This window comes from Marinobacter pelagius (genome assembly GCF_900114925.1).
Classification (GTDB): domain Bacteria; phylum Pseudomonadota; class Gammaproteobacteria; order Pseudomonadales; family Oleiphilaceae; genus Marinobacter; species Marinobacter pelagius.
Window position 1 is genome coordinate 623,256 of sequence record NZ_FOUR01000001.1, and the last position, 11,937, is coordinate 635,192.

At 60.5% G+C, this 11,937-nt stretch carries 11 protein-coding genes; all 11 read right to left on the bottom strand.

Annotation, left to right across the window (positions count from 1 at the left end; translation table 11 throughout):
- Position 1: 1 nt before the first annotated feature.
- The 11 genes from BM254_RS02840 to BM254_RS02890 all read right to left on the bottom strand — a co-directional run bounded on the left by BM254_RS02840 (position 2) and on the right by BM254_RS02890 (position 11,907).
- Positions 2–538: a F0F1 ATP synthase subunit delta gene (locus BM254_RS02840; RefSeq protein ID WP_091998356.1), complete on the bottom strand. Its 537-nt coding sequence runs from the start codon at positions 536–538 to the stop codon at positions 2–4.
- 15 nt (positions 539–553) lie between these two features.
- Positions 554–1,024 (bottom strand): F0F1 ATP synthase subunit B, encoded by a 471-nt coding sequence (locus BM254_RS02845; RefSeq protein WP_175497189.1) that lies wholly within the window; start codon positions 1,022–1,024, stop codon positions 554–556.
- Between the two features lie 68 nt (positions 1,025–1,092).
- Positions 1,093–1,350 (bottom strand): F0F1 ATP synthase subunit C, encoded by a 258-nt coding sequence (gene atpE / locus BM254_RS02850; RefSeq protein WP_012138088.1) that lies wholly within the window; start codon positions 1,348–1,350, stop codon positions 1,093–1,095.
- A 73-nt stretch (positions 1,351–1,423) separates the two neighbouring features.
- Positions 1,424–2,296 carry a F0F1 ATP synthase subunit A gene (atpB, locus tag BM254_RS02855; protein ID WP_091998360.1) on the bottom strand — a complete coding sequence of 291 codons (873 nt, stop codon included), beginning with the start codon at positions 2,294–2,296 and terminating at the stop codon, positions 1,424–1,426.
- Positions 2,297–2,315: 19 nt separating this feature from the next.
- Positions 2,316–2,714, bottom strand: coding sequence for a F0F1 ATP synthase subunit I (locus BM254_RS02860; RefSeq protein ID WP_091998362.1), 399 nt, complete (start codon positions 2,712–2,714; stop codon positions 2,316–2,318).
- Positions 2,715–2,983: 269 nt separating this feature from the next.
- The gene (locus BM254_RS02865; RefSeq protein ID WP_091999150.1) at positions 2,984–3,859 is read right to left on the bottom strand and encodes a ParB/RepB/Spo0J family partition protein; all 876 of its coding nucleotides are present in this window, start codon (positions 3,857–3,859) and stop codon (positions 2,984–2,986) included.
- A 60-nt stretch (positions 3,860–3,919) separates the two neighbouring features.
- Entirely contained in the window at positions 3,920–4,714 is a 795-nt protein-coding gene (locus tag BM254_RS02870; protein ID WP_091998364.1) for a ParA family protein, read from the bottom strand.
- 20 nt (positions 4,715–4,734) lie between these two features.
- Complete coding sequence (gene rsmG, locus BM254_RS02875; RefSeq protein WP_091998366.1) at positions 4,735–5,379, bottom strand: 16S rRNA (guanine(527)-N(7))-methyltransferase RsmG; 645 nt, start codon at positions 5,377–5,379, stop codon at positions 4,735–4,737.
- A gap of 9 nt (positions 5,380–5,388) precedes the next feature.
- On the bottom strand, positions 5,389–7,275 hold the full coding sequence (mnmG, locus tag BM254_RS02880; RefSeq protein WP_091998368.1) for a tRNA uridine-5-carboxymethylaminomethyl(34) synthesis enzyme MnmG: 1,887 nt from the start codon (positions 7,273–7,275) through the stop codon (positions 5,389–5,391).
- 387 nt (positions 7,276–7,662) lie between these two features.
- Entirely contained in the window at positions 7,663–10,809 is a 3,147-nt protein-coding gene (locus tag BM254_RS02885) for an efflux RND transporter permease subunit (protein ID WP_091998369.1), read from the bottom strand.
- A gap of 3 nt (positions 10,810–10,812) precedes the next feature.
- Positions 10,813–11,907, bottom strand: a complete 1,095-nt coding sequence (locus BM254_RS02890) for an efflux RND transporter periplasmic adaptor subunit (protein WP_091998371.1) — start codon at positions 11,905–11,907, stop codon at positions 10,813–10,815.
- Positions 11,908–11,937 lie beyond the last annotated feature (30 nt).

The following is an 11,937-nucleotide window of genomic DNA, read 5'->3' on the forward strand; positions in this document are numbered from 1 at the left end:
ATCAGGAGCCCAGAGCGTCGGCCAGCTTGTTCAGCTTTCCGCGTACAGATGCGTCAATGACCATATCGCCGGTGCGGATGATCACACCGCCAATCAGAGACTTGTCAGTTGACGCTGCGAGTGACACTTTCCGCTCGAGTTTTTCGGAGAGCGCCTGGGCGAGCTTCTGTTGCTGTTCGTCCGTCAGCTCGAATGCGGCGGTGACGTCGATATCAACAGTGCGCTCCAGATCAGCCCGGTACGTGTTGAAGAGCGCTGCAATCTCAGGAAGAAGAGTCAGCCGGCGGTTTTCTGCCAGTACAGCGAAGAAATTGCGAACCTGCTCGGTGACGCCGTCCTCGACGACCTCCAGAATCAGCTCGGCTTTCTTCTGCTCCTCCAGACCCGGATTCGCGAGAAGCTGTCGAATGTCTACATTCGCAGTGACCTGTCCGGCAATCGTCAGCACCTGGGACCACTCAGCCAGCTCTTTATGCTCCTGGGCGGCTGCAAATGCTGCTTTCGCGTATGGACGGGCCAGCGTTCTCAGTTCTGCCATGATGAACCTCGCCGTTTAAAGTTCTGCCGCCAGTTTTTCCAACATCTCGTTGTGCTTGGAGGCATCGACAGAGGTTTCCAGGATCTTCTCAGCACCGGCGACAGCGATTGCGGCAATTTCTGCACGCAGGGCGTCACGAGCCTGATTGCGCTCCTGTTCAATTTCGGCCTTGGCCTGCTCAATCAGCTTCTGGCCTTCCTTGCGGGCGTCATCCTTGGATGCTTCCACAATCTGGGCCGCACGCTTGTTGGCCTGCTCAATCAGGGCCGCAGCTTGCTGCTTGGCTTCACGCAGTTCCTCTGCTGACTTTTCCTGAGCCAGTTCCAGATCGCGCGCAGCACGGTCTGAAGCAGCCAGGCCGTCAGCGATCTTCTTTTGACGCTCCTGCAGTGCGGCCATGATTGGCGGCCACACATACTTCATGCAGAAGACGACAAAGATAAAGAACGCGATGGCTTGACCAATCATCGTCAAATTAATGTTCACGTCTTCACCTCTCGCCTGTTTTGTTAAGAATCATCTGACCGGGGTAAAGCCCCCGGCTGGCGACTCGATTAACCGGCGATCTGGCCGACAAACGGGTTGGCGAAAGTGAAGAACAGCGCGATACCAACACCGATCATGGTTACGGCGTCCAGCAGACCTGCAACGATGAACATTTTAACCTGCAGCATCGGGGTCATTTCCGGCTGACGCGCGGCGCCTTCCAGGAACTTGCCACCGAGGATACCAAAGCCGATTGCAGTACCCAGGGCACCCAGGCCGATCAGCAGTGCAACAGCAATAGCGGTCATTCCAACTACAGTTTCCATGATAACTCCCAGTTTCAGTTAGGTTTTCAGTTTAAGGGTTTAGGGTTTAAGACTACGGTTCAATGGTGTCCGATCAGTGACTGTCTTCGTGAGCCATGCTCAGGTACACGATCGTCAACATCATGAAGATGAACGCCTGCAGGGTGATTACCAGGATGTGGAAGATCGCCCAGGGTACAGACAGCGTCCACTGTGCCCACAGCGGCAACAGTGCAATCAGGATGAAGATCAGCTCGCCGGCGTACAGGTTACCGAACAGACGCAGAGCCAGTGAAATCGGCTTGGCGATCAGGCTCACGCCCTCGAGCAGGAAATTGACCGGCACCAGCAGGATTTTCAGGAACAGGTTGTCGGAGGAGAAGGGGTGCAGGGTCAGCTCACCGAGGAAGCCACCCACGCCCTTCACCTTCAGGCTGTAGTAGATGATCAGCGCGAATACGGACAGGGACATACCCAGGGTCACGTTCACGTCGGTGGTCGGAACGACCTTCATGTACTCCAGACCCATGAGATGGAACAGCTGCGGCAGGAAGTCCACCGGCACCAGGTCCATCAGGTTCATCAGGAAGATCCAGCAGAAGATGGTCAGGGCCAGCGGGGCAATCACCTTGTTCTTGCCGTGGAAGGTTTCCTTCACGCTGTTGTCCACGAACTCGACCATCACTTCGACGAAGTTCTGGAGCCCGCCGGGCTGATCGGACGTGGCACGCTTGGCGGCCATGCGGAACAGAAAGAGGAACAGAACGCCGAGACCGACGGCCCAGCCCAGAGAGTCAATGTGCAACGCCCAGAAGCCCATGTCGGAGGCTTCCTGGCCGGTGCGGGCCAGTGTCCAGGTGGCTTCTTCAACCACGGAACCATCGGCGCGCTCATATCCGGCCGGCAGTTTTCCGTAGGTCAGGTTCTGGAGGTGATGCTGTATATATTCGGATGCACTTCCTGCCATAACGGGTTCCCAGGTCCAGTTAGCTTTGCTGCGTATTGCTGCCCGCCAGAAGCGGTGTCAACCAGTTGGTGACCAGCATGATCGCAAATGTTAAAAAAAGTGCCGCTACATCAAGCGGCTGAATCCATTTGAACACCATCGTGAAGAGGATGGCGCACAGGATGAGCTTGCCGGCCTCACCCTGGTAAAAAGAACTCATGATCTTTTTGGCAGACCGCGCGCCGGAGTAGCGGAATGCCTTGAGCGCAAAGTAACCATGGGGCAGCAGAAAAATAAGACCGCCCAGTAGCGCTGAATAACCTGCGACCTGGCTGCGTAACAAAAAGGCCAGGCTGACGACGACAAGAATCACACTCTCAATCAAGAACCATCGTGCGATGGGCGGGCGGCGGATGCCGCTCGGGGTTGCCTTCGTCATGTTTTTCCCGGGAATTCGGTGTTTTCGACTCGATTCGGTCTAAAAAATAAACAAATACACCGATACAAGCGCGGCAGATTATATGTGTTCAATGTGCACGAATCAACAAATCCGGCCGCACTGCGCAGGCCCGGATTGCCCGAAATCCGCGGCGTTCTCGGCCTCCGGACACAAATAGGTACAGGATCAATTATTGAACACTACATGTTGTGTAAAACAGCCGGTACGGACTTTCGTAGGGGGTCGAAAAGAGTAGGAAAAATTTCCGGCTACTTGATATGGCCCAGAATGCCATCGAGCTCGTCGAGGGAGCTGTATTCGATCACCAGTTTGCCCTTGCCGCGCTGGCCATGACTGATGGAGACGCGGGCACCAAGGCGCTCGGCCAGGTCGTCCTGCAGGGCGCGAATGTTGGGGTCAATGGCGCCCTTGTCTTTGGACTTGCCCCCGGGCGACTGTTGCTGGACCCGGCGCACCAGCGCTTCGGTCTGGCGCACCGACAGGGACTTGGCCACCACCTGGCGGGCCACCTGCATCTGCAGTTCCGGGGGCAGGGTCAGCATTGCCCGGCCATGGCCCATCTCCAGGTCACCGTGTTCGAGCATCAGACGAACATCCTCGGTCAGGCCGATCAGCCGCAGCAGGTTGGTGATGGTGGTCCGGGATTTACCCACAGCCTCGGCGACCTGGGCCTGGGTCAGCCCGAACTCGTCCTGCAGGCGCTGCAGGGCAAAAGCTTCCTCGATGGGGTTGAGGTTCTCGCGCTGGATGTTCTCGATCAGCGCCATGGCGATGGCGGCTTCATCGGGTACATCGCGGATGATGGCAGGCAGGCTGTCGAGTTCGGCAATCTGGGCCGCGCGCCAGCGGCGCTCACCGGCAATCAGCTCGAAACGGCCCTCGGCGATCGGGCGAACGACTACCGGCTGCATCACACCCTGTTGGCGGATGGAGTCGGCCAGTTCCTGCAGGGCGGCGGGATCCATGTCTCGGCGGGGCTGGTAGCGGCCACGCTGAACCAGATCGATCGGGATCTCGCGCAGCTCGCCGTCGTGGTCCTTCACCTCCTGGTTAAGGTTGACCTTTGAACCCTGCAGCAGGGCTCCCAGTCCACGCTCACCCAATCCTCGTTTCTTAGCCGCCATGGTGTCTGTCATTCTTCCCGTTGAAAAGCGTTGTGTGTCGTGTACCAACGGCCCGGTATGTTACACCGCAACCGGCTCGGATGTCTTTTTCGAACCATGGCGGCGGACCATTTCACCGGCCAGGGCCAGGTAGGCCACGGCGCCCTTGGAGGCACGATCGTACTTCAGGGCCGGCAGCCCGTAGCTGGGCGCTTCCGCCAGCCGCACATTGCGGGGAATCACGGCACGGTAAACCTTGTCACCGAAAAACTCCGCCAGCTGGGCGGATACATCCAGGGTCAGACTGTTGCGCGGATCGTACATGGTACGCAACAGACCTTCGATCTCCAGGTTGGGATTCACCGTTTCCTGGATCTGCTCCACCGTATTCATCAACGCCGCCAGCCCCTCCAGGGCATAGTACTCGCACTGCATGGGGATCAGCACCGAATCCGCGGCCGACAGGGCATTGACGGTGAGCAGGTTCAGGGACGGCGGACAATCAATCAGGATGTAATCGTAGGTGTCCCGGATGCTGTTCAGGGACAGGCGCAGGCGGTGTTCCCGGCCGATCTCGTTCATCAGCTCCACTTCCGCGGCGGTCAGGTCACCGTTCGCCGGCAGCAGGTCGAACCCGCCGTTTTCCACAGTGACGATCACATCAGCCGGAGTCGCACGCTTGGTCAGGACATCATAACCGGACAACTCCAGGGCATTCTTGTCCACACCGCTGCCCATGGTGGCGTTGCCCTGGGGGTCCATATCCACCAGCAGCACCCGCCGCTTGGTTGCGGCCAGGGAGGCAGCCAGGTTGACGCAGGTGGTGGTCTTGCCCACACCGCCTTTCTGATTGGTCACTGCAATCACGCGCGCCATGTTTTGCCTCCTGTTGCGGGTTACCGGGAATGCTCTGCCCGGGCAACGACCAGCAAATGCCGTTCGCCATCTGCGCCGGGGACCTTCAGGGAATGGCTGGATTTTACCTGCCAGCCGGCCGGAAGGGCAGCTACCTCATCATCCGGAAACTGACCTTTCATGGCAAGGAACTCGCCCTCATTGTCCAGCAACGAACCACACCAGGTCACCAGGTTCTCCAGAGCCGTGAAGGCGCGGCTGCTGATCTGGGTAAAGGGCTGCTCCGGCTGGCAGTCCTCGGCCCGGCCATGAATCACGTCGACGTTGTCCAGTCCCAGTTCCAGTACACACTGGTTCAGGAAGCGGGTCTTCTTGCCATTGCTGTCGAGCAGGGTGAAGCGCCTGTCCGGCAGGGCGATGGCCAGGGGAATACCCGGCAGACCACCACCAGCACCAACATCGAGCAGGTGGTCCGTGGTAACCCAGGGCAGAATGCTCAGGCTGTCCAGCAGCTGGCGCGAAACCATCACCCGCTCATCACGCACGGCGGTCAGGTTATACGCCTTGTTCCACTTGTTGAGTAAAGCCAGAAAGGCCAACAGCTGTTGCTGCTGGCCGTCGGTCAGGGACAGGTTCATCTCGGCCAGCCCGTCCCGGAGCTGGCGTTGCCAGAGTGCTTGCGTCATGGGCCAGGCTCAGGCGCTCTGCTTGCGCAGCAGGTCCCGCTTTTTCAGGTGCACCAGGATCTGGCTCACCGCCGCCGGGGTGACCCCCTGGATGCGGGAGGCCTGGGCCACGGTCTCCGGCCGCACGTCCTTGAGCTTCTGCTTGATCTCGTTGGACAAGCCGCCGATCACATCGTAGTCCAGGTCAATGGGCAGAGCGGTGTTCTCGTTCTTGCGCAGGCGCTCGATCTCGTCCGCCTGGCGGGAGATGTAACCCTCGTACTTGATCTCGATTTCCACCTGATCCGCCACGTTCGGATCGTCGGCCCGCTCGCCGCCAATCTCGGCAATCTGGTCGTAGGCAATCTCCGGGCGACGCAGCAGTTCGGCCAGGGACTGGTCCCGGGCCATGGGCTGTTTCAGGAAACCATTGGCCCGCTCCCCGGCCCCGGTATTCGGGTGAATCCGGGTGGATTCCAGCCGGCTACGTTCCCGGGCAATGCCTTCACGCTTGTCGTTGAATTTCTGCCAGCGCTCATCATCCACCAGCCCCAGCTTGCGGCCGGTTTCGGTCAGGCGCAGGTCGGCGTTGTCTTCACGCAGGATCAGCCGGTATTCGGCACGGCTGGTGAACATGCGATAGGGCTCGCTGGTACCCATGGTGATCAGGTCGTCCACCAGCACGCCGAGATAGGCTTCATCCCGGCGCGGGTACCATTCGTCCTTCTCCTGGGCACGCAGGGACGCGTTGATGCCCGCCAGCAGGCCCTGGGCACCGGCCTCTTCGTAACCGGTGGTGCCGTTGATCTGGCCGGCAAAGTACAGGCCCTGGATAAACTTGGTTTCCAGGGTGTGGCGCAGGTCCTGCGGGTTCAGGTAATCGTATTCGATGGCGTAGCCCGGCCGGGTGATGTGGGCGTTCTCGAACCCGGGAATGGAGCGCACCGCCGCCAGCTGGATATCAAACGGCAGGCTGGTGGAGATACCGTTCGGATACAGTTCGTTGGTGGTCAGGCCCTCGGGCTCCACGAAAATCTGGTGTGAATCCTTGTCGGCAAACCGGTTTACCTTGTCCTCGATGGACGGGCAGTAGCGCGGGCCCACGCCCTCGATGCTGCCGGCAAACATCGGCGAGCGGTCAAAACCGCTGCGGATGATGTCGTGGGTCTGCTCGGTGGTGCGGGTCACGTAACAACAGACCTGCTCGGGGTGCTCGTCCCGGCTACCGATGAAGGACATCACCGGGGTCGGGTTGTCGCCCCATTGCTTGTCCATTACCGAGAAATCCACAGAGCGGGCATCGATCCGGGGCGGGGTGCCGGTTTTCAGGCGGCCGACGTTGAACGGCAGTTCGCGCAGGCGTTTGGCCAGGGCATTGGCCGGCGCATCCCCGGCACGGCCACCGGAGTGGTGCTGCATGCCGATGTGGATAACTCCGCCAAGGAAGGTACCGGTGGTCAGCACCACGGTTTTGGCGTTGAAGCGGATGCCGGTCTGGGTCACCACGCCCACCACCTGGTCGTTTTCCACAACCAGGTCGTCCGCCGCCTGCTGGAACAGGGTCAGGTTGGGCTGGTTTTCCAGCACATGGCGGATTGCTGCCTTGTACAGCACCCGGTCGGCCTGGGCGCGGGTGGCGCGCACCGCCGGACCCTTGCGGCTGTTGAGGACCCGGAACTGGATACCGGCCTGGTCGGTGGCACGGGCCATGGCGCCGCCCAGGGCGTCGATTTCCTTGACCAGATGGCTCTTGCCGATCCCGCCGATGGCCGGGTTACAGGACATCTGGCCCAGGGTCTCAATGTTGTGGGTCAGCAGCAGGGTTTGCGAACCCATGCGCGCTGCGGCCAGCGCGGCTTCGGTACCGGCGTGGCCACCACCAATGACAATGACATCGAAACGGGTCGGAAACTCCACTCTTCACCTCGGAAATCGGGGGATAAAAACAGGGCGGCGAGTATAACGCCTCGCCGTGGAAAATGCAGTCAGGATGTGCAAATTTTAACCAGAGTCGGCGACACTTGAAAGTCACCGTGCAGGAGCCCTTGTTGATAACCGCCGGAATAACCCCGAATCTGTATAAGTAATAACCGAAATTTTTGCTTTTTCAGTGGCTTGGAAGACACATCTCAGAAAAGTTTTCAAAAAGTTATCCACAGATTCAGGAGCTTGCCGTTAGCCCGAAAAAGCACCTTAACTTATTGTTTTAATTAAACTCTATGAAATGAATCCAGAGGTTATCCGCGGTTTGTTCATTTATTTTTCCACAGAATTCTCTGGATTCAACGAAGCACGTGCCCCATCTCAGAAATCATCCGCCCGTTTCTGCGGTGCCGTTGCCAGCCCGGTACCTCCCGCCTGGCCAGCGGCCAGACGTTCCAGCTCCTGCTCCACGGCGTTAGTGGACTTGGCAAACCGGGCCAGCAGGTTATAGAGCACCGGAATCAGGAACAGGGTGAGCGTGGTGGCGAAGAGCAACCCGCCCAGGATCACCATACCGATGGCGGCCCGGCTCTCGGCGCCGGCACCGGTGGCAATCACCAGGGGTACGGCACCGAACACGGTAGAGATGGTGGTCATCAGGACCGGGCGGAAACGCAGCACGGCGCCCTCGAGGATCGCTTCCCGGACCTCATAGCCCTTGTCCCGGAGCTGATTGGCAAACTCCACGATCAGTATCCCGTTCTTGGCCATCAAACCGAGCAACATGATGATGCCGATCTGGCTGTAGATATTCAGGCTGATGCCCGACCAGAACAGCGCCAGCAGGGCCCCGGTCACCGCCAGCGGCACCGTCAGCATGATGATCAGCGGGTGGATCCAGCTCTCGAACTGGGCCGCCAGTACCAGGAATACGATCACGAAGGCCAGGCCAAAGGTCACGTAGATGGCGTTGGAGGATTCCTCGAACTCCCGGGACAGGCCCTTGTAGCTGGTTCGCGCCTCCGGCGGCAAGTTATCCACAGCCAGATTGTTCAGGTAGGTCAGTGCCGAGCCGAGATCATAACCGTCGGCCAGGGAAGCACTGATCACCACCGCCGGCAGGCGGTCAATCCGGCGCAGGTCAGGATTGGCGCCAATTTCTTCCACCGATACCAGGGCCTGAAGCGGAATCAGGCTGCCACCCTCCCGCGGCCGCAGGAAGATCTGGCCGAGGTCGGCCGGGGTGGCGCGATCGGCTTCAGTCGCCTGGATGATGACATCGTACTCCCGGCCCCGGTCCAAATACGTGGTGACCTGGCGGGACGCCAGCATGGTCTGCAGGGTCAGGCCAACATCCTCGACGGTGATGTCCAGGTCCGCGGCCCGCTCCCGGTCAATGTCCACCCGCAGTTCCGGACGGGTCAGCTCAAAATCCGTCTCCAGGTTAAGCAGGTTCGGATTCTCCTTGGCCCGCTCGACAATCTCGTCGCTCCAGGCTTGCACCGACTCGTAATCCGGGCCGGCAACCACAAATTCCACCGGCTGGCTGAAGCCCCGCTGACCCAGGCCCGGCGGGTTCACGGCCACGGTCCGGATCCCGGAGATGTCACTGAGCTTCTGGCGGATTTCGCTGGTCACCTGTTGCTGCTTGATGTCCCGCTGTTCCCACGGTACCAGGCCCATGATCATGAAAGCGTTGTCTTCCTCGTCCCGGAAGCCGACGATGGACAACAGCCGGTTGGCAATGCCGTCATCCAGGTAAGGCAGCAGCTTCTCCTCGGCCTTGCGGACGTAATGGTCGGTGAATTCCACGGTGGAACCCCGGGGCGCGCTGGTGGGCATGATGATGACACCCCGGTCCTCGGTGGGTGCCAGCTCCTGGGGCAGTTTCGGATAGACGACCGCTGCTACCACGAGCCCGGCGACCCCTAGGCCGATCAGGAGGCCAGGCATACTCAGTGAAAATCGCAACAACCGCTCGTAGCCGCGGGTCAGGCCGTTCAAAACCTTCTCACTGGCGGCCCAGAGCCGGTGCCCCTCCGCGCTCTCCGGACTGTGGCGCAACCACTTGGAACAGAGCATGGGCGCCAGGGTCAGGGCCACGAGGCTGGAAAAAACCACGGCTGCGGCGAGGGTGAAACCGAACTCGGCAAACAACCGGCCGACGTTGCCCCCCATGAACGAGATGGGCACGAACACCGCCACCAGGGTCAGGGTGGTGGCGATTACCGCGAAGGCCACCTGTTTGGCGCCCCGGTAAGCCGCGAGCAAAGGCGGCTCGCCCTCATCAATGCGTCGCTGGATGTTCTCCAGCATGACAATGGCGTCATCTACCACCAGGCCGATGGCCAGGATCACCGCCAGCAGGGTCAGCACGTTGATGGAGAACCCGAGGAAACCCAGGCCGATGAAGGCACCGATGACCGCAACCGGAATGGTGACGGCCGGAATCAGGGTTGCCCGCCAGGAGCGAAGGAACAGGAAGATCACCAGGATGACCAGGGATACGGCAATGGCCAGGGTGATCACCACCTCCTTGATTGAGGCACGGATGAAGATCGATTCGTCGTAGCTCTCGGCGATGGTGACTTCCGGCGGCAGGGTTTCCCGGATCCGGTCCAGCTCGGCCCGCACGGCGTCGGACACCGCCACGGTGTTGGCCTTGGACTGGCGGATGATCCCCATACCGATGGCGGTCTCGCCGTTGGCGCGCAGCCGGCTGACATCCGACTCCACCCCCATCTGGACGTTGGCCACCTCACCCAGGCGTAACAGGTCGTTGCCGTTGCGCCGGATCACCAGTTCCCGGAATTGTTCGACTGTGGATAACCGGCCCTCGGCCCGTACCGTGAAGTTGCGGGTGGAAGAATCCACTGAGCCCGCGGGCAGTTCCACGTTGTTGGCGCGCAGCGCCCGCTCCACTTCAGCCACGGTGATGTTCCGGGCCGCCAGCCGCTCGCGATCAAGCCAAACCCGGATGGCGTACCGGCGCTCACCGCCGATGCGAACATCCGCCACCCCGTCGAGTACCGATAACCGGTCCGCCAGCACCCGGTCAGCAAAATCGCTGAGTTCGGCACTGTCCCAGACCTGACTGCGCAAAGTTATCCACATCATCGGCCGGGCATCGGAATCGGCCTTGCGCACCACCGGGGCATCGGCCTCGTCGGGCAGCTGGTTGGCCACCCGGGAGACCGCATCACGCACGTCGTTGGCGGCGATATCCACATCCCGGGAAATGTTGAATTCAATGCTGGTGCGGGACTCGCCCTGCTCGGTAGAGGATTCAATGGAGCGGATACCCTCAATGCCACTGATCGCCCCCTCGATCACCTGGGTGATCTGGGTATCGACCACCTCGGCGGCGGCACCGGTGTAATCGGTGGAAATGGACACCACCGGCGGATCAATGTCCGGGTACTCCCGCACCGGCAACTCGAACAGGGCCGCAAGGCCGAAAACCACGATCAGCAGACTCAGGACCGTGGCAAAGACCGGACGCTTGATGGAAATATCGGACAGCACCATGGCTCAGGACTCCAAGGAGCTGACGAAGCGGTTTTCCGGGATAACGTTCTCGCCGTCCAGCACACGGATACGGTCACCGGAACTCAGTCGATCCTGACCGGTGACGATCACTTCATCCTCGGGCTGTATGCCGCTGACCACTTCGACCATACCGGGCATCCGAGAGCCAAGCTCCACCGATACCCGCTTTGCAGCTCCATCTTCGGCGACAAACACATACTGCTCGTCTCCGCGGATCATCACCGCCTGTTCCGGGATGACCAGGGCCTCCCGCTGTTGCAGAGTCAGGGTGGCGGACATGAACTGGCCCGGGCGCAGCCGTCCGTCGGTGTTATCAATCAGGGCCCGGACCGGCAGGCTCCGGCTCAGCTCGTTGATGCGGGTACCCAGTTCCACCAGTTCGCCACGAAAAGGCTGATCGGGGTAGGCCGGCGAGATCCCCCGGACCTCCTGCCCCACACTCACCTGCCCCAGGAACCGTTCAGGAATACTGAAATTCAGCTCCATCCGTTCGGTGGTATCCAGGGTAGTGATAGCGGTTCCGGCCGTGACATAGGCACCGATGCTGATATCGCTCAGACCAACCACACCGGAAAACGGTGCCTCGATCCGATGGTTATCCAGCCGCACCCGGGCGGCCTGGCGCTGCGCCAGGGCGACGTCGACCGCGGTTCTCAGTTCATCCACCTGGGACTGGGAAATGCTGTTATTTGAACGCAGGCGATTGGCCCGCTCCAGTTGCCGCCGGGCATCGGCGAGCCGGGCTTCAATCTCGGCCAGGTCGGCCCGGGCCTGGCGGTCATCGAGACGCAGGAGCAGGTCGCCTTCGGCCACTTTCTTACCAGCCGCCAGGTTGATTTCAATGGCCCGGCCACTGACTTCGGTGGTCAGTTCCACAGCGTTCAGCGCCTGGAGATTCCCCACCGTCTTGACCACATCCCTGACCGTATCGCGCTCCGGACGCACCGTATTCACGGCGCTGGCAGGACGCTCACCACCGGCCTGCTGTTCCGAGCCGCTGTCGTATGTCCGGTAGACCCAGGCTCCGCCGACAGCAACGGCGACGAGAACCAGCGCGATGACCCATTGTTTCCACATGATGGTATGACTGCCTGTTGATTAATGATC

Coding starts and splice junctions, on each gene's coding strand:
- atpE (WP_012138088.1), bottom strand. CDS start 1,350: ATGGAAACTGTAGTTGGAATGACCGCTATTGCTGTTGCACTGCTGATC.
- BM254_RS02885 (WP_091998369.1), bottom strand. CDS start 10,809: ATGGTGCTGTCCGATATTTCCATCAAGCGTCCGGTCTTTGCCACGGTC.
- BM254_RS02840 (WP_091998356.1), bottom strand. CDS start 538: ATGGCAGAACTGAGAACGCTGGCCCGTCCATACGCGAAAGCAGCATTT.
- atpB (WP_091998360.1), bottom strand. CDS start 2,296: ATGGCAGGAAGTGCATCCGAATATATACAGCATCACCTCCAGAACCTG.
- BM254_RS02860 (WP_091998362.1), bottom strand. CDS start 2,714: ATGACGAAGGCAACCCCGAGCGGCATCCGCCGCCCGCCCATCGCACGA.
- rsmG (WP_091998366.1), bottom strand. CDS start 5,379: ATGACGCAAGCACTCTGGCAACGCCAGCTCCGGGACGGGCTGGCCGAG.
- BM254_RS02865 (WP_091999150.1), bottom strand. CDS start 3,859: ATGGCGGCTAAGAAACGAGGATTGGGTGAGCGTGGACTGGGAGCCCTG.
- BM254_RS02890 (WP_091998371.1), bottom strand. CDS start 11,907: ATGTGGAAACAATGGGTCATCGCGCTGGTTCTCGTCGCCGTTGCTGTC.
- BM254_RS02870 (WP_091998364.1), bottom strand. CDS start 4,714: ATGGCGCGCGTGATTGCAGTGACCAATCAGAAAGGCGGTGTGGGCAAG.